Source organism: Streptomyces sp. NPDC051913, assembly GCF_044593635.1.
Lineage (GTDB): Bacteria > Actinomycetota > Actinomycetes > Streptomycetales > Streptomycetaceae > Streptomyces.
On record NZ_JBIUCI010000023.1, the window covers coordinates 42,059 to 58,399 of the forward strand.

Consider the following 16,341-nt stretch of genomic DNA (forward strand, 5'->3'; position numbering starts at 1 on the left):
GTCGCCGCCTTCGTACGTCTGCGATCAGTCGTCCGACGTCTGTCGCTCGGCTCAGTACCAGCCGTTGGCCTGCCAGAACGCCCAGGCGCCGGACGGGCTGCCGTAGCGGGAGTTCATGTAGTCGAGGCCCCACTTGATCTGGGTCTGGGCGCTGGTCTTCCAGTCCGAGCCGGCGGTGGCCATCTTGGAGCCCGGCAGGGCCTGGACCAGGCCGTAGGCGCCGGAGGAGGAGTTGGTGGCGTTGACGTCCCAGCCGCTCTCGTGCTCGACGATGTGGCTGAACGCGGAGTACTGGGCGGCGTTCGGGATCATCTTGTGAGCGATGGACTTGGCCTGGGCGGCCGAGTCGGTCGTGGCCGCCTGAGCGGGCGCCGCGGTCAGCACCAGACCGGCGGTGGCGGCGGCCATCGCAGCGGTGGTGATGGCCTTCTTCGGGGAAGCGATGCGGCGAACGATGCGGGAGACGGACACGGAGAACCTTTTCTTCGGGGACGTGGTCTGTCGCGGGCGGTGCCGGTTGCGCCAGGCATCCGGTACATGCGTCGGCGCCGAGGCCCGTGGGCTTGTCGGCGCCGTGCGACGTTGTCCAGAGAAACAGGCTTGGAGCCCGTCCGCAATGACCCCTTTTGCTAGTGGTGGTCGTATCCGGGGCGGGAGGGGTCCGTGTGAGCTGGCTCTCAATGCGCAGGTCAGGGGCCGTTATGGCATGCACATGGCGTCCGATATGTACTACTAGGGTGGTTAGTTCGTGATGTGGGTCATGTGGGGTGGTTCACCGATCAACGGGGTTCGAATGTGACCGCGCTCTCGAAGGCGGCCCGCCGGGTGGCTCTGCGTAGCGCCCTGAGCACGGCCGGGCCGAGCGTGAAGGTGAGGACGACCGTGCACAGGGCCCGGCCCAGGTCCCAGCCCAGTGAGGTGGCCAGACAGTAGAGGTAGAAGCGGGCCAGATTGCCGGGGACCGAGCCGTCCGGCTGGAAGGCGATGTTCGAGGCGGTCCCGGCGAGGAACGGCCAGCCCGCGAGGTTGGTCAGCGTGCCGTAGGCGAACGCGGCGAGGAAGCCGTATGCCGCGAGCAGCGCGAGTTCCGTACGTCCGCGCAGGCGCCGCGCGCCGGGCAGCAGCCCTGCGCCCATCGCGAACCAGCCCATCGCGAGCATCTGGAACGGCAGCCACGGCCCCACCCCGCCCGTGAGCAGTGCCGACGCGAACATCGACACCCCGCCGAGGGTGAAGCCGAAGCCGGGACCGAGGACCCGGCCGCTGAGCACCATCAGGAAGAACATGGGCTCGATACCGGCGGTGCCGGCGCCGAGCGGGCGGAGCGCGGCGCCGGTCGCCGCGAGCACGCCCAGCATCGCGACCGCCTTCGGGCCGAGGCCCGACTCCGAGATCGTCGCCGCGACCACGACCACGAGCAGGATGAGCAGCCCCGCGAAGAGCCAGGGCGCGTCGGCCGCGTGCGCGTTGACCTGGGAGCGGGGCGGGGCGAGGAAGGGCCAGCCGAGGGCGACGACACCCACCGCGCTGACGAGGGCGAGGGCGGCGAGGGAACGGGGGCCGAGGCGGATGACGTTCACGGGCGTTCGAGGGCCTTCCTCACCTGGGCCACGGTGAGCCACTTCTGCGGGGCGAGGATCTTGCTGACCTGCGGGGCGAAGGAGGGGGACGCGACGACCACGTCCGCCGCCGGGCCGTCCGCGATGATCTCGCCGTCCGCGAGCAGGACGACACGGTCGGCGATCTCGGCGGCGAGCTCCACGTCGTGGGTGGCCAGGACGATGGCGTGGCCCTCGGCGGCCAGTGTCCTGAGTACGGCCGCCAGACGGGCCTTCGCCGCGTAGTCGAGGCCTCGGGTCGGCTCGTCGAGGAGGAGGAGCGGGGGGCGGGCGGTGAGAACGACGGCGAGGGCGAGGGTGAGGCGCTGGCCCTCGGAGAGATCGCGGGGGTGGGTGTCGTCGGCGACACCGGTCATCTCGGGGAGGAGGTCGGTGACGAGGGCGCGGCAGGTGCCGGGCGCTGCGCTCGCGTCGGCGTCGGCCGCCTCGCATTCCGCGGCGACGGTGTCCGCGTAGAGGAGGTCCCTCGGTTCCTGGGGGACCAGGCCCACTCGGCGGATGAGGTCGCGGGGTGGGGTGCGGTGAGGGATGGCTCCGCCGGTGCGGACTGTGCCGGAGGTGGGTGGGATGAGGCCTACGAGGGTGTTGAGGAGGGTGGACTTTCCGGCGCCGTTTCTGCCCATGAGGGCGAGGGTTTCGCCGGGGGTGAGGGTGAGGGTGATGTTGGTGAGGGCGCGGGTGGGGGTGCGGTGGACTGTGAGGGCTTGGACTTCGGCGGCGTGGGGGGATGGGTGGGTTGGGGTGGGGGTGCGTTTGAACCAGCGGCGGGGGGTGGGGGCGCCTGAGGGGGTGGGGGGTGTGGGTTGGTGGCGGATGCGGGTGGTTTGTGGCTGGTCGCGCAGTTCCCCGCGCCCCTTGGGGGCGTCAGGGCGGGCTCTGTTCAGTTCGTGCCGTAGGTCCGCTGCCCTTCGCCTTGCGTCTCTCACCGTCAGGGGGAGGGGGGACCAGCCTGCCAAGCGGCCCAGGTCCACCACCGGCGGGTACACCGGCGACTCGGCCATGATCTCGGCCGGGGTGCCCAGCCGCAGAGGCCGGCCGGGCCCTGGCAGGAGGGCTATCTGGTCGGCGTACTGGATGACGCGCTCCAGGCGGTGCTCGGCCATGAGCACTGTGGTGCCCAGGTCGTGGACCAGGCGTTGGAGGACCGCGAGGACCTCCTCCGCGGCGGCGGGGTCGAGGGCGGAGGTGGGTTCGTCGAGGATCAGGGCCCGGGGGTGGGGGGTGAGGACCGAGCCGATCGCGACGCGTTGCTGCTGGCCGCCGGAGAGGGTGGAGATCGGGCGGGCGCGGAGGTCGGTGAGGCCGAGGAGGTCGAGGGTCTCCTCGACGCGGCGGCGCATCACGTCCGGTGGCAGACCCAACGACTCCATGCCGTAGGCCAGTTCGTCCTCGACCGTGTCCGTCACGAAGTGGGAGAGCGGGTCCTGGCCCACCGTGCCCACGACGTCGGCCAGTTCGCGCGGCTTGTGGGTGCGGGTGTCGCGGCCGGCGACGGTGACCCGGCCGCGCAGGGTGCCGCCGGTGAAGTGCGGGACGAGACCGCTGACGGAGTTGAGGATCGTGGACTTGCCGGTGCCGGAAGGGCCCACGAGGAGGACGAGTTCGCCCTCGGGGACCCAGAAGTCGATGCCCTGGACGGTGGGTCGGGTCGCGCCGTCGTAGGTGACGGAGACGTCCTCGAAACGGATCACGACGGCTCCTCGGGGGGCGGGGTGACGAAGGCGGGCAGCAGGCCGAGGAGGATCGCGGCCGCGGGGTAGAGGGGAAGCGTCGGGGCGGTGAGGGGGATGACGCCCGGGTGGAGGGCGGCCGGGTCCCGTACGGAGGCCAGGGCGAGCGCCGCGGCCACCGCCGCGCCGGAGGCGGTCACCAGCCAGGCCCGGGCGCCCCAGGGGTCGGGGCGGTAGCGGGTGCGGGGCGTGCGGCGGCCGCCCAGACGGAGGCCGGCGAGGGCCGCGGTCACTCCGGCGAGGAGGACGGGGATGCCGTACGTGCCGCCTTCGGCGGTCAGCAGGCCGTACGTTCCCGCGCAGACGCCGAGCAGTCCGCCGAGGGTGAGGGCGTTCGTCGTACGGCGGATCCCGGGCGGGACGTCGGCGGTACGGCCGTAGCCGCGGGCGTCCATCGCGGCGGCGAGGGCGACGGAGCGTTCCAGGGCGCCTTCGAGGACGGGCAGGCCCACCTGGAGAAGGCCCCGGAGACCGGAGTCGGGGCGGCCGCGGAGTCGGCGGGCGGCGCGCAGGCGCTGGACGTCGGCGATGAGGTTCGGGGCGAAGGTGAGGGCGACGACCACGGCGACGCCCATCTCGTACAGGGCTCCGGGGAGGGACTTGAGGAGGCGGGTGGGGCTGGCGAGGGCGTTCGCGGCGCCTACGCAGATGAGGAGGGTGGCCAGTTTCAGGCCGTCGTAGAAGGCGAAGGTGAGGGTCTCCGCGGTGACCCTGCCACCGAGGCGGATGCCCTGGGCCCAGTCCGGTAGGGGGACTTCGGGGAGGGTGACGAGGGTGTGGGTGCCGGGGAGGGGGGAGCCGAGGGTGACGGCGAAGGTGAGGCGGATGAGGAGGACGGCGAGGGCGAGTCTGACGAAGGAGGAGTAGGAGCGGGCCCAGGGGGTGTTCGGGCGGCGGGCTGCCACTACGTAGGCGGACGTGGCGATGAGGAGGGTGAGGAGGAGGGGGTTGGTGGTGCGGGTGGCGGCGATGCCGAGGGAGAGGGACCAGAGCCACCAGGCGGCGGGGTGGAGGGGGGTGCGGTGGGTGCCGTGGGTGCCGTGGGTGCGGTGGGTGGGGGTTGCGGTGGGGGGCGTTTCGCTTGCCCGCGCCGGCGGGGTGCCTCCCCCGGAGGGGGGACCCCCAGCGCCCACCCGTGCCGCCCCAGCGGCACGACTGCCCGCAGCTGGGGTGGGGGGCTGCGCGCCGCTACGGCTGTGCATTTCTGCGCCGTCGCGTCTGCCATATCGCCGCCGCGGCCAAGGTCGCCACCGCTGCGGCGCCCGTCATTAGGCCCACCGATGGGCCGGAGTCCTTGGTGTTCTGCTTCTTCGTCGACGTGTTCTTGTCGCCCGTCGCCACCTGCTCCCCGCAACCGGCCTCCGGGTATCCGGCGATCGCGCACAGCAGGGCGTTCGTGTCGTAGCGCAGGGGTTTGGCCACCGTCGCCAGGGCTTCCGCCGTGGTCGCGTCGGCCGGGACCACCGCGCACTTCGTGCGGAGAGCGGGGGGTGTCTCTCCCGACGGGGCGTCCGTCGGTGTGCCGAAGTCGAGGACCAGGGCCACGCGCTTCTTGCCGGGCTCGGCGGGGGTGTTCGCGCAGATCTTCGCGAACGACGCCGTGCCGCGGGGCTTCGTCGCGTCCGTCGAGTCCTCGCTCACCGCGAAGCGGAAGCCCTGGACGTCGCCGTCGGCGGGGACGGCGGTGGCGGGGCCCTGGGTGGCGTAGGTCCAGGCCGTGCCGGTGCGGTCCCAGAAGGACCAGTAGCGGTAACCGGCGGCGTGGGCCGCCTGGCCGGTGAGGGCCAGGAGGCAGAACGTCGTCAGGAGCAGGGCGGTGACGCGGCGCATCACTGGCGGCGCTTCCGGCCGCGGAGCATGAGGGCGAAGCCGATGAGGGCGCCGAGGAGGAGACCGCCGCCGACGGTCCAGGCGACGGACAGCCCGTCATCGCTGTCGTCGGACTCGGCCGCCCCGGTCGCCCGTCCCTCCTCAGGGCCGGGCACGTGCTCCGGCGTCGGGCCGGTCGCGTTCAGCAGGACGATCAGGTCCTTGCCGCCGAACTCACGCGGGTTCAGGCCACCGGCCTGGGCGGCGAGGACGAGCTGGGCGTAGGCGGCCGGGCCGGTCTGCGCGGCCCACTTCAGGGCGTTGGCCTCCAGCCAGTGGACGGACGCGGTGGCCTCGGCATGGAAGTCGGCGGCGGACAGGGCGACGACCGCGTCGGCGGTGTTGCCGTAGTCGGGCTGGTCCTCTGCACCGGGCAGGGCCGACTTCAGGTATTTGTCCTTGGCCATCGTCTTCGCGAGGTAGGAGGCGCCGTTGTGGGCGGCCTGCTCGGAGTCACCGGGCTTCTCGCAGGACTGGCTCGCCCGGTCGTCGTCGCTGTGGACGTTCGTCTGTTGCTCGCCGAGCCCGCCGAGCACCGCCGCCGCCGTGGCGTCCGCGTTGGCGGAGAGCCCGCCCTTCTTGTCGGGCTGGTAGGCGAAGGCGCCCGCACCCGTCCCGGTGCAGGGAAGGGCGAGGTCCAGCAGGGCGTCGTAGGGGCTCTTGCCGTTCTTCTGGACCTTCGCGGCCTGCTGGCCGACGGCGGTGAGCGCCCCGATGACCACGGACGTGGAGTTCGCGTCGCTCGCTCCGCCGGCGGTGTAGCCCCAACCGCCGTCCTTGTTCTGCACGGACTTCAGCCAGGCGACCGCCTTGCGCGGGACGTCCTCGTGACCGCCGGTCGCGGCGAGCGCCTGCACCGCGGCGGCCGTGCTGTTGGTGTCGACCATGACCTTGGCGTCACAGGCCTTGGTGGTGTCGGCGCGGAAGGCGGGGAAGGCGCCGTTGGCGCACTGCTGGCCGGCCAGCCAGTCGACGGCCTTGTCGGCGGGGTCGACGGACTGTTCGCTCTGCGCCATCAGCGTCAGCGACTGCCGCCACACCCCGTCGTACGTCGGGTCACCCGCCCCGTACAACCCATCGGGTATCGCCACCGAAGGTGAAGGCGAGGCGGACGGATCGGCGGCCATGGCCGGGGTGGCCGTGCCGATCACGGCGGTGGCGGCCAGGACCGCTGCGCTGCGGCGGACGTTCATGATCGGCGGATGCCTCTCCCTGCAAGGGAGCCGGGCAGCGCGGGGAGACCCCGGGCGGCTCGGCCCCGTAGACCTCGACGGTGCCGTGCACCGGCCGGATGCCGGTGCGCGTGAGCCGGTCAACTGCTCCGTGCGGGGCGATCCGGCTTGCCCGGGAGGCAGGGGCCTCCGAGGCTCACGGTTGCGGGTCAGCGCCGGAATTGCACCGGCTTCCCCCCGTACGGGTGTGATGACGACGCGGCCACTCTACCCGCCCGTAAACAACCGGCTGAGGGGCTCCTGTGCGGCGCTCCCGCCCGGGGGATAGGTTCGGCCGCGTGGAGATCACGGGGAGACTGATCGGCTCGGGGCGGGCGTCCGACGTCTATGAGATCGACGACGCGTGGGTGCTGCGGCGCGACCGGGAGGGGTACGCGGACGCGCTGGCCGAGGCCGCCGTCATGGAGCGGGTGCGGGCCCATGGGTATCCGGTGCCCCGGGTGCGGACAGCGGATTCCTCCCGGTCCGACCTCGTCATGCAGCGGCTGCACGGGCCGACGATGCTGGCTGCGTTCGCGGCCGGGCGGATCGACGCGCGGGACGCGGGAGAGATGCTGGCGGGGCTGTTGCGGCGGCTGCACGCCGTGCCGGGGCGGGTGGTGCACCTGGATCTGCATCCGGACAACGTGATGCTCACCGACGACGGGCCCTACGTCATCGACTGGGCCAACGCCGAGGAGGGCGACCCCGGCCTCGACTGGGGCATGTCCGCGGTGATCCTCGCCCAGGTCGCCGTCGGGGACGAGCCGATCGCGGGGCCGGCCCGCGCGATGCTGGCCGCCCTGCTGGCCGACGCTTCCGCACTCACGGAGGAGGGGCTCGCCGAGGCACGCCGGCGGCGGGCGGTCAATCCGACGATGAGCCGAAGGGAGACCGAACTGCTCGGCGCGGCAGAGGAGTTGATCAGGACGTTCCTGTCCTGACCGGGGTCGGGCCGCCGAACGGCAGCCGCAGCCGTCGCGAGGCGAGCAGCCACGTGTCCTCCGCCGACCTGCGGAACTCGTCCTCGTACTGCCCGACCTGGACGGGCGGGCCCGGCGGGACGGGGCCCTGGCCGACGATGGGCCGACGGGAGACCGAACTGCTCGGTGCCGCCGAGGAGTTGATCAGGACGTTCCTGTCCTGACCGGGGTCGGGCCGCCGAACGGCAGCCGCAGCCGTCGCGACGCGAGCAGCCACGTGCCCTCCGCCGACCTGCGGAACTCGTCCTCGTACTGCCCGACCTGGACGGGCGGGCCCGGCGGGACGGGGCCCTGGCCGCTCTCGTGGCCGTCGACGCGGTACGTCGTGAAGTACGAGGTCGCCGTCGCCGTGTCCGAGGACGTCACCGTGACGAGGATGTTGGACATCACCCGGCGCGAGAGGCGGTCGGCGGGGCGGGAGGCGAAGTACGCGCGCAGCGCCTCCCGGCCCACGGACCGCCGTCCGTCCCCCTCCGGGAGCGGCCACTCCCAGGAGCCGTCCTCGGTGAACAGCCCGGCGACCGAGCCCGGTTCGCCGAGGTCGAGACGGTGGACGAAGTCGATGATCAGGCGCTCGCAGGCGCGTTCGGCGAGGAGCCGCTCCAGAGGGTCCATACCGCGATGGGATCACACCGCCACATAGGTGAGGGGATCGCTCCCGGTCACCGCCTCCGCCCGGCCCAGCTTCACCAGACGCCGCAGATGGGCCTCCGCCTCCGAGACGGCGATGTTCCGTGAGCCGTGGGGGATTTCGGCCCAGGGGCGGTTCCATTCCATGCGCTCGGCGACCTGCCACGGGGTGAGCGGCTCGCCGAGCAGCGCTCGCAGCCCGGTCAGCCGGTCCTCGTGGTGAGCCAGCAACTCCCGTACACGGGTGGGCGCGTCGGTGAAGACGTACTGGTGGGCCGGGAGGACCTCGGCGGGGGCCAGGCGCCCGACGCGTTCGAGGGAGTCGAGGTAGTCGCCGAGGGGGTCGGTGACGGTGGCGTCGTCGGGGTCCTCGTACAGGCCGATGTGCGGGGTGATCTCGGGGAGCAGATGATCGCCGGAGAACAGGCGTCCATGGCCCGGGAGTTGGGCGGGGTGCTGTTCCTCCAGGTGGAGACAGACATGGCCCGGGGTGTGGCCCGGCGTCCAGATCGCGCGCAGCCGGCGGCCGGGGAGGGGGAGGAGGTCGCCGGGGACGATCTCGCGGTCCGGCACGGCGGGGGAGAAGCCGGGGAGGCGGCGGGGGCGGGCGGTGCGGAAGGGCGCCACATGCTCCTCGGGGGCACCGGCGGCCACCAACTTGGCCGTCATGTAGGCGAACCAGCGCTCGGGGCGGGTCTCGCCGGTGCGGCGGACGATGGCGGCGTCCGCCGCGTGCATCGCGATCCAGGCGCCGGACGCCTCGCGCACCCGGCCCGACAGACCGTGGTGGTCGGGGTGGTGATGGGTGATCAGCACTCCGTGGAGGGCGGCCGGCGAGGTGCCGCAGGCCGTGAGCCCGGCGGCGAGGGTGTCCCAGGAGGCCGGGTCGTCCCAGCCGGTGTCGACCAGCACCGGACCGAGGTCGGTGTCGACGACGTACACGAGCGTGTAGCCCAGCGGATTGTCCGGGATGGGGACACGGATCGAGCGGACGCCACCGCCGTGGTCGGTGACCTGTGGGCTGACCTGTGCCATGGGCTCCCCCGTCTCCGCGTTGCCGCCACTATAACTAGAACGGGTTTCGATGGGAGCCCAAGTCATCTTTCAGCTGCCGCCGCCGGTCTGTGGACTCCTCCGAAGGGAACTGGTATCAGTTCCGATATCTGATGAACCGTCAGAGTCAGCTCCCGGGAAGGCAGTCGGCCATGACCGAGCTCGTGGAACACGGACAGCTGTTCATCGGCGGGGAGTTGACCGACCCCCTCGGCAAGGACGTCATCGAGGTGATCTCCCCGCACACCGAGGAGGTCATCGGACGCGTCCCGCACGCCGCGCGGGCGGACGTGGACGCCGCCGTCGCCGTGGCCCGGCGCGCCTTCGACGAGGGCCCCTGGCCGCGTATGTCCCTCGACGAGCGCATCGAGGTCGTCACCCGCATCAAGGACGGCATCCTCACCCGGCACGAGGAGATCGCCCGCGTCATCTCGTCCGAGAACGGGTCGCCGTACTCCTGGAGCGTCCTCGCGCAGGCGCTCGGCGCGATGATGGTGTGGGACGCGGCGCTCACCGTCGCACGGAACTTCCCGTACGAGGAGCAGCGCGACGGCGTCCTCGGGAAGATCCTCGTGCGCCGCGAACCGGTCGGCGTCGTCGCGGCCGTGGTCCCCTGGAACGTCCCGCAGTTCGTCGCCGCCGCCAAGCTCGCGCCCGCGCTGCTCACCGGCTGCACGGTGATTCTCAAGCCGTCGCCGGAGTCACCGCTGGACGCGTATCTGCTCGCGGAGATCACGCGTGAGGCGGGCCTGCCGGAGGGCGTGCTGTCGATCCTCCCGGCCGACCGCGAGGTCAGCGAGTACCTGGTCGGGCACCCCGGCGTGGACAAGGTGTCCTTCACCGGCTCGGTGGCGGCGGGCAAGCGCGTGATGGAGGTCGCGGCACGGAACCTCACCCGGGTCACCCTCGAACTGGGCGGCAAGTCCGCGGCGGTCGTCCTGCCGGACGCGGACGTGGAGTCGACGGTCGCCGGGGTCGTCCCGGCCGCCTGGATGAACAACGGACAGGCGTGCGTCGCCCAGACCCGCATCCTCCTGCCGCGCTCCCGCTACGACGAGTTCGCGGACGCCTTCGCCGCGGCGGCGAGCGCACTCGTGGTCGGCGACCCGCTGGACCCGGCGACCCAGGTCGGCCCGCTGGTCGCCCAGCGCCAGCAGCGCCGGAACCTCGACTACATACGCATCGGCCAGGAGGAGGGCGCGAAGATCCTCACCGGCGGCGGCCGTCCGCCGGGCCTGGACAAGGGCTGGTACGTGGAGCCCACCCTCTTCGGCGACGTCGACAACTCCATGCGGATCGCCCGCGAGGAGATCTTCGGCCCGGTCATCTGCCTTCTCCCGTACGGCGACGAGGCCGAGGCCGCGAAGATCGCCAACGACTCCGACTACGGGCTCAGCGGCAGCGTGTGGACGGCCGACGTGGCGCACGGCATCGACTTCGCGCGCGGAGTCCGTACCGGCACCTACAACGTCAACACCTTCAGTCTGGACATGCTCGGCCCGTTCGGCGGTTACAAGAACTCGGGGTTGGGCCGGGAGTTCGGCCCGGAAGGCTACGGCGAATACCTCGAACACAAGATGATCCACCTCCCGGCCGGCTGGGAGGCGTGAGCGCGGCCATGGGGGACCGCTGGCAGGTAGGGGTCGACCGTTCGCTCTGCATCGGCTCGGCCCAGTGCGTCCACCGCGCCGAGGGCGCCTTCCGGCTCGACTCCGGCATGCAGTCCCACCCCGTCGAGCCGGAGACCGACGCCAACGAGAAGGTCCTTGAGGCCGCCGAGAACTGCCCGGTCGAGGCCATCATGATCACGCTGCTGGGCAGCGGGGAACCGGTGTTCCCGCCCGAGGAGTGAACCCTTAGGCTCCTGCGGTCGTCATCAGGGGATCGTTGGGGTGGGTGTGGAGAAGTCCGAGGCCAAGCGGCTGATCGAGCAGGCGTACGAGGCGTGGGAGGCCGAGGAGTGGCTGCGTGCCGCCGAGCTCTTCGAGCGGGTCCTCGCCCACTTCCCGGACGTGGAGCCGAGCGCGGTGTGGTGGTACGACGCCGCGCTCGCCCACAAGTTCCTGCGCGACTGGCAGAAGGCGTACGAATTGGGACGCGAGGCCGCCGCCCGCGCACCGCGCGGGGAGGGCGACCCGGCGTACTGGAACCTCGGCATCGCGGCGACGATCCGGCGTGACTGGGCGACGGCCCGGGACGCCTGGACCGGCTTCGGCATCGAACTCCCGGACGGGGAGGGCGAGATCACCGGTCGTTTCGGACACGCCTGCGTGCGTCTCGACACGGGCGGCGAGCAGGAGGTCGTATGGATCGAACGGCTGTGCCCGACCCGCGGCCGGGTGCTCAATGTGCCGGTCACCGGCGGACGGCGCTACGGCGAGATCGTCGTCCACGACGGCGAGCCGAACGGCGAGCGGATCGTCGACGGCAGGACCTTCTCCGTCTTCGACGAGCTGCTGCTGTTCGAGGCCTCCGAACTGCCCACCCTGGAGGTGACGGTCGCCGCGGGCGAGCGGGCCGACCTGGAGGCGCTGGTCGGGCTCTTCACCGAGCACGGCTACGGCGCCGAGCCCGCGAGCAGCGTCCGAATGCTGTGCGCCTGTTGCAGCGAGGGCACCCACGAGCAGCAGCGAAGCGTAGAGGCAGGCGCCCAACGCCTCTCCCTCGCGGCCCCGCCGGAGGAGGCGCGGCGACTGCTGGAGGAGTGGGCGACGGGGACGGCGACCGGACGGACCTGGAGCGGCCTGGAGCCGGTGGGCTGACCGGTTCGCCGGGTGGGCTGCCTGGCCCTTGGGGGCCGCCCGATCCGGGGTCCGGCGGCCGGGGGTGTCAGGTGGTCTCCTCCGGGGCCGTCAGGTCGATCAGGCGGCAGACCGTTTCGATGTCGATCTTCACCTGGGCGATGGAGGCACGGCCCGAGAGCCAGGTGATCAGGGCGGAGTGCCAGGTGTGCTCGATGACGCGGACCGCGGAGAGCTGGGCCGGGGTGGGGTCCGCCAGGCCCATGGCGTCCAGGATGATCACCGTGGTCTGCCGGGAGACCTGGTCGACCTCGGGGGAGACGCTGCGGTCGGCGAAGGTGAGCGCGCGGACCATCGCGTCGGCGAGGTGCGGTTCGCGCTGGAGCGCCCGGAACGCGCGCATCAGCGTCTCCGCGACCCGCTCCGCCGCCGTGTCCCCCTGCGGGGGCTTCTTCCGCAGCGTGCCGTGCATGTGCTCCAGCTGGTCCTGCATGGTCGCGACCAGCAGATGCACCTTGGACGGGAAGTACCGGTACAGCGTGCCGAGCGCCACCTGGGAGGACTCCGCGACCTCCCGCATCTGCACGGCGTCGAAACCGCCCCGGCTCGCCAGCTGGGCGCTCGCGTGCAGGATGCGGCGCCGCCGGGCCTCCTGCCGCTCGGTGAGCGGCGGCGAGTCGGTCCGCGCGGCACCGGCCTCCACCTTGACCGGCTTGGCCGGTTTGACCGGCGGCTTGGCTTGCGCAGGCATGGGTCGGGTCCCGTTCCGTGACAGTCGGTGAGGGCGAATGATCGCACAGCATGACAGGGGCCTCGGCCGTGGCGCGAATCACCTGATCCACTGCTCACACCGCCCCTACCTGCCGGTAGATTCAGAGCCTCTTGAACGATCAAGTCTGAAACTTGTTCTAGATTAGCGTCCCGGCGTAACCTCGCGGGAAATAGCAGGGAGAAGGGGGCCCGGAGTGACCGCTGAGGCCAGTCAGGCGGGGTCCCAGGCGGACCCGGCCGCGGACGGCGAGCGACCGCTCAACATCGCACTCCTCACCTATAAGGGGAACCCGTTCTGCGGCGGCCAGGGCGTCTACGTCCGCCACCTCTCCCGCGAACTGGCCCGCCTCGGCCACCGCGTCGAGGTCATCGGCTCCCAGCCGTACCCGGTCCTCGACGAGGGACTGGAGGACCGGCTGTCGCTCACCGAGCTCGCGAGCCTCGACCTCTACCGCTCCCCGGACCCCTTCCGCACCCCGAAGCGCGACGAGTACCGCGACTGGATCGACGCCCTGGAAGTCGGCACGATGTGGACCGGCGGCTTCCCCGAGCCCCTCACCTTCTCGCTCCGCGCCCGCCGCCATCTGCGCGCCCGGCGAGGCGAGTTCGACGTCGTCCACGACAACCAGACGCTCGGATACGGCTTGTTGGGCGACGTCGGCGCACCCCTGGTGACCACCATCCACCACCCCATCACCGTGGACCGGCAGTTGGAGCTGGACGCGGCCGAGGGCTGGCAGCGCCGCTTCTCGGTGCGCCGCTGGTACGCCTTCACCCGGATGCAGAAGCGGGTCGCCCGCCGGCTGCCCTCCGTCCTGACCGTCTCCGGCACCTCCCGCCAGGAGATCGTCGATCACCTCGGCGTCCGCGACGACCGCATCCACGTCGTCCACATCGGCGCCGACACCGACCTGTTCAAGCCGGATGCGTCCGTGCGCCGTGTCCCCGGCCGGATCGTCACCACCTCCAGCGCCGACGTCCCGCTCAAGGGCCTCGTCTATCTCGTCGAGGCCCTCGCCAAGGTCCGTGTCGAGCACCCCGACGCCCACCTCGTCGTCGTCGGCAAGCGCGCCGAGGACGGACCCGTCGCCCAGGCCATCGAGCGGTACGGCCTCGAAGGCGCCGTCGACTTCGTCAAGGGCATCACCGACACCGAACTCGTCGACCTGGTCCGCTCGGCGGAGATCGCCTGCGTCCCCTCCCTCTACGAGGGCTTCTCCCTCCCGGCGGCGGAGGCCATGGCCACGGGCACGCCGCTGCTGGCCACGACCGGCGGAGCGATCCCCGAGGTCGCCGGGCCGGACGGGGAGACGAGCCTTGCGGTACCGCCCGGCGACGCGGGCGCGCTGGCCGCCGGTCTGGGCCGACTGCTGAGCGACCCGGCCCTGAGAGCTCGCCTCGGCTCGGCGGGCCGTGAGCGAGTACTGGCCCGCTTCACCTGGGCCAGAGCCGCAGAGGGCACCGTGGCCAGGTACCGCGAGGCCCTCGCCCGCTCCGCGGTCACGAACCCCGACCGCTCCGCGGCCTTCCAGGGTGCCGAGTCCGCGACCCCCACCAGTGACACCGGTGTCTATTCCGAAAGCAGGGCCACGTGCTGACCGTCGACTTCTCCCGGTTCCCGCTCGCCCCGGGCGACCGAGTCCTGGACCTCGGCTGCGGAGCCGGCCGGCACGCCTTCGAGTGCTACCGCCGAGGCGCCCAGGTCGTGGCCCTGGACCAGAACGCCGAGGAGATCCGCGAGGTCGCGAAGTGGTTCGCGGCGATGAAGGAGGCGGGCGAGGCCCCCGAGGGCGCCACCGCGACGGCCATGGAGGGCGACGCGCTCGCGCTCCCCTTCCCCGACGAGTCCTTCGACGTCGTGATCATCTCCGAGGTCATGGAGCACATCCCCGACGACAAGGGCGTCCTCGCCGAGATGGTCCGGGTGCTCAAGCCCGGCGGCCGGATCGCCATCACCGTCCCGCGCTACGGCCCCGAGAAGGTCTGCTGGGCGCTCTCCGACGCCTATCACGAGGTCGAGGGCGGCCACATCCGCATCTACAAGGCGGACGAGTTGCTGGGGAAGATCCGCGAGGCGGGCCTGAAGCCGTACGGCACCCACCACGCGCACGCGCTCCACAGCCCCTACTGGTGGCTGAAGTGCGCGTTCGGCGTCGACAACGACAAGGCGCTGCCGGTGAAGGCGTACCACAAGCTCCTGGTCTGGGACATCATGAAGAAGCCGCTCGCGACCCGGGTCGCCGAACAGGCCCTCAACCCCCTGATCGGCAAGAGCTTCGTGGCGTACGCGACCAAGCCGCACCTGCCGCGGGTGGACGCCAAGTGACCACTCCCCGGACAGAACACCTCGTCCTGCCCGGGGTGCTGACCGCCGAGCAGGCCGCCGCGACCGTCGCCGGCATCCTCGCCGTACAGCGCGAGGACGGCGCGATCCCGTGGTTCCGCGGCCATCACCTCGACCCCTGGGACCACACCGAGGCCGCGATGGCCCTGGACGCGGCGGGTGAACACGAGGCGGCGGGGCGGGCGTACGAATGGCTGGCCCGGCACCAGAACGAGGACGGCTCCTGGTACGCCGCGTACCAGGACGGCGCCTTCGACGACGTCACCGACCGCGGCCGCGAGACGAACTTCGTCGCCTACATAGCCGTAGGCGTGTGGCACCACTACCTCTCCACCGGCGACGACACCTTCCTGGACCGCATGTGGCCCGCGGTCTACGCGGCGATGGAGTACGTCCTGCGACTCCAGCAGCCCGGCGGCCAGATCGGCTGGAAGGGCGAGGACGACGGCAGCTTCACGAACGAAGCGCTGCTGACCGGCTCCTCCTCCGTCCACCACGCCCTGCGGTGCGCCCTGGCGATTGCCGAGCAACGCGAAGAGCCGCAGCCGGACTGGGAGTTGGCGGTAGGGGCACTCCGGCACGCCATCCGCCGCCACCCCGAGCGGTTCCTGGACAAGGACCGCTACTCGATGGACTGGTACTACCCCGTCCTGGGCGGCGCGTTGACGGACGCGGAGGCCAAGTCCCGTATGGACAAGGACTGGGACCGCTTCGTCGTCCCCGGCCTCGGCGTGCGCTGCGTCGTCCCCAACCCGTGGGTGACGGGCGGCGAGTCGGCCGAACTCGCCCTGGCCCTCTGGGCGATGGGCGAGTCCGACCGGGCGCTGGAGATCCTCCAGTCCATCCAGCACCTGCGCGACGCGGAGTCGGGCCTGTACTGGACGGGCTATGTCTTCGAGGACGACGCGATCTGGCCGCGGGAACTCACGACATGGACGGCCGGGTCGCTGCTGCTCGCCGTCGCCGCGCTGGGCGGGGACGAGGCCACGTGCCAGGTGTTCGGCGGGGAGCAGCTGCCGAGGGGCCTGGACCCGGACTGCTGCGACTGAGCACAGCAGCCCGTACGGGTCAGTGGCGGTGGACGCGGTTCGCGATGGCGTGCCCGACGAACAGGTACACCACCGCGGCGAGACCATAACCCGCCACGACCCGGGCCCACGCCTCGTCGAACGTGAACAGGTCGTGGCTCCAGCCCGCCAGCCACAACGCCGCGTCATGGATGAACTGCACGAAGTCGTTCGCGCGGTTCGCGTCCAGCAGGTACATCAGAATCCAGAGGCCCAGGATGAGGGCCATGATGTCGGCGACGATCGCTATGACCGTGCCGGCCGAGTTGGCACCGCGATATCGAGGGGACATGACTCTCGGGTTGCCGCTCAATCCCGTATGA

The 16,341-nt window shown here is 71.8% G+C and carries 18 protein-coding genes and 1 riboswitch; of the genes, 8 read left to right on the forward strand and 10 right to left on the reverse strand.

The genetic code is table 11. The features are described from left to right. Positions 1 to 51: 51 nt before the first annotated feature. The 6 genes from ACIHIX_RS42025 to ACIHIX_RS42050 form a co-directional block, all read right to left on the reverse strand. A complete protein-coding gene (locus ACIHIX_RS42025; protein ID WP_399965843.1) occupies positions 52 to 471 on the reverse strand; it encodes a transglycosylase SLT domain-containing protein in 420 nt (139 codons plus the stop codon). A gap of 308 nt (positions 472 to 779) precedes the next feature. After that, the gene (locus ACIHIX_RS42030) at positions 780 to 1,580 is read right to left on the reverse strand and encodes an ECF transporter S component (protein WP_399965844.1); all 801 of its coding nucleotides are present in this window, start codon (positions 1,578 to 1,580) and stop codon (positions 780 to 782) included. After that, positions 1,577 to 3,310 carry an ABC transporter ATP-binding protein gene (locus ACIHIX_RS42035; protein WP_399965845.1) on the reverse strand — a complete coding sequence of 578 codons (1,734 nt, stop codon included), beginning with the start codon at positions 3,308 to 3,310 and terminating at the stop codon, positions 1,577 to 1,579. Before ACIHIX_RS42035 ends, ACIHIX_RS42030 begins: the two co-directional genes overlap by 4 nt. After that, complete coding sequence (locus ACIHIX_RS42040; RefSeq protein ID WP_399965846.1) at positions 3,307 to 4,482, reverse strand: CbiQ family ECF transporter T component; 1,176 nt, start codon at positions 4,480 to 4,482, stop codon at positions 3,307 to 3,309. Before ACIHIX_RS42040 ends, ACIHIX_RS42035 begins: the two co-directional genes overlap by 4 nt. A 55-nt stretch (positions 4,483 to 4,537) precedes the next feature. Next, on the reverse strand, positions 4,538 to 5,179 hold the full coding sequence (locus tag ACIHIX_RS42045; protein ID WP_399965847.1) for an SCO2322 family protein: 642 nt from the start codon (positions 5,177 to 5,179) through the stop codon (positions 4,538 to 4,540). Beyond that, the gene (locus ACIHIX_RS42050) at positions 5,179 to 6,411 is read right to left on the reverse strand and encodes a prenyltransferase/squalene oxidase repeat-containing protein (RefSeq protein WP_399965848.1); all 1,233 of its coding nucleotides are present in this window, start codon (positions 6,409 to 6,411) and stop codon (positions 5,179 to 5,181) included. The genes ACIHIX_RS42045 and ACIHIX_RS42050 overlap by 1 nt, the downstream gene beginning before the upstream one ends. 135 nt (positions 6,412 to 6,546) lie before the next feature. After that, positions 6,547 to 6,627, reverse strand: a riboswitch (cobalamin riboswitch). Positions 6,628 to 6,728: 101 nt separating this feature from the next. Here ACIHIX_RS42050 and ACIHIX_RS42055 point away from each other — a divergent pair. Next, entirely contained in the window at positions 6,729 to 7,373 is a 645-nt protein-coding gene (locus ACIHIX_RS42055; protein ID WP_399965849.1) for a phosphotransferase, read from the forward strand. 53 nt (positions 7,374 to 7,426) lie between these two features. Further along, complete coding sequence (locus ACIHIX_RS42060; protein WP_399965850.1) at positions 7,427 to 7,576, forward strand: hypothetical protein; 150 nt, start codon at positions 7,427 to 7,429, stop codon at positions 7,574 to 7,576. Here the strand turns inward: ACIHIX_RS42060 and ACIHIX_RS42065 are convergent. Both ACIHIX_RS42065 and ACIHIX_RS42070 read right to left on the reverse strand, forming a co-directional pair. Then, the gene (locus ACIHIX_RS42065) at positions 7,557 to 8,027 is read right to left on the reverse strand and encodes a nuclear transport factor 2 family protein (protein ID WP_399965851.1); all 471 of its coding nucleotides are present in this window, start codon (positions 8,025 to 8,027) and stop codon (positions 7,557 to 7,559) included. The genes ACIHIX_RS42060 and ACIHIX_RS42065 overlap by 20 nt on opposite strands. Before the next feature lie 12 nt (positions 8,028 to 8,039). Next, positions 8,040 to 9,077, reverse strand: a complete 1,038-nt coding sequence (locus tag ACIHIX_RS42070) for an MBL fold metallo-hydrolase (protein ID WP_399965852.1) — start codon at positions 9,075 to 9,077, stop codon at positions 8,040 to 8,042. Positions 9,078 to 9,247: 170 nt separating this feature from the next. Between ACIHIX_RS42070 and ACIHIX_RS42075 the strand changes: the two genes are divergently transcribed. Genes ACIHIX_RS42075 through ACIHIX_RS42085 form a run of 3 tightly spaced genes read left to right on the forward strand, consistent with a single transcriptional unit; the run spans position 9,248 to position 11,857 of the window. Continuing rightward, positions 9,248 to 10,705: an aldehyde dehydrogenase gene (locus ACIHIX_RS42075; RefSeq protein ID WP_399965853.1), complete on the forward strand. Its 1,458-nt coding sequence runs from the start codon at positions 9,248 to 9,250 to the stop codon at positions 10,703 to 10,705. 8 nt (positions 10,706 to 10,713) lie between these two features. Next, entirely contained in the window at positions 10,714 to 10,947 is a 234-nt protein-coding gene (locus ACIHIX_RS42080; protein WP_399965933.1) for a ferredoxin, read from the forward strand. 46 nt (positions 10,948 to 10,993) lie between these two features. Continuing rightward, positions 10,994 to 11,857 (forward strand): tetratricopeptide repeat protein, encoded by an 864-nt coding sequence (locus tag ACIHIX_RS42085; RefSeq protein WP_399965934.1) that lies wholly within the window; start codon positions 10,994 to 10,996, stop codon positions 11,855 to 11,857. A gap of 67 nt (positions 11,858 to 11,924) precedes the next feature. Here ACIHIX_RS42085 and ACIHIX_RS42090 read toward each other — a convergent pair whose 3' ends face one another. Continuing rightward, positions 11,925 to 12,587, reverse strand: a complete 663-nt coding sequence (locus ACIHIX_RS42090) for a TetR family transcriptional regulator (RefSeq protein WP_399965854.1) — start codon at positions 12,585 to 12,587, stop codon at positions 11,925 to 11,927. Between the two features lie 214 nt (positions 12,588 to 12,801). Here ACIHIX_RS42090 and ACIHIX_RS42095 point away from each other — a divergent pair, with 214 nt between their 5' ends. From ACIHIX_RS42095 to ACIHIX_RS42105, 3 genes are read left to right on the forward strand one after another with little or no spacing between them, the layout of a single operon-like run. Continuing rightward, on the forward strand, positions 12,802 to 14,205 hold the full coding sequence (locus tag ACIHIX_RS42095; RefSeq protein WP_399965855.1) for a glycosyltransferase family 4 protein: 1,404 nt from the start codon (positions 12,802 to 12,804) through the stop codon (positions 14,203 to 14,205). Continuing rightward, positions 14,199 to 14,933, forward strand: coding sequence for a class I SAM-dependent methyltransferase (locus ACIHIX_RS42100; protein WP_399965856.1), 735 nt, complete (start codon positions 14,199 to 14,201; stop codon positions 14,931 to 14,933). The genes ACIHIX_RS42095 and ACIHIX_RS42100 overlap by 7 nt, the downstream gene beginning before the upstream one ends. Beyond that, positions 14,930 to 16,000 carry a prenyltransferase/squalene oxidase repeat-containing protein gene (locus ACIHIX_RS42105; RefSeq protein ID WP_399965857.1) on the forward strand — a complete coding sequence of 357 codons (1,071 nt, stop codon included), beginning with the start codon at positions 14,930 to 14,932 and terminating at the stop codon, positions 15,998 to 16,000. The genes ACIHIX_RS42100 and ACIHIX_RS42105 overlap by 4 nt, the downstream gene beginning before the upstream one ends. A 19-nt stretch (positions 16,001 to 16,019) precedes the next feature. Here ACIHIX_RS42105 and ACIHIX_RS42110 read toward each other — a convergent pair whose 3' ends face one another. Then, the gene (locus ACIHIX_RS42110; protein ID WP_399965858.1) at positions 16,020 to 16,310 is read right to left on the reverse strand and encodes a hypothetical protein; all 291 of its coding nucleotides are present in this window, start codon (positions 16,308 to 16,310) and stop codon (positions 16,020 to 16,022) included. Positions 16,311 to 16,341: the final 31 nt, after the last annotated feature.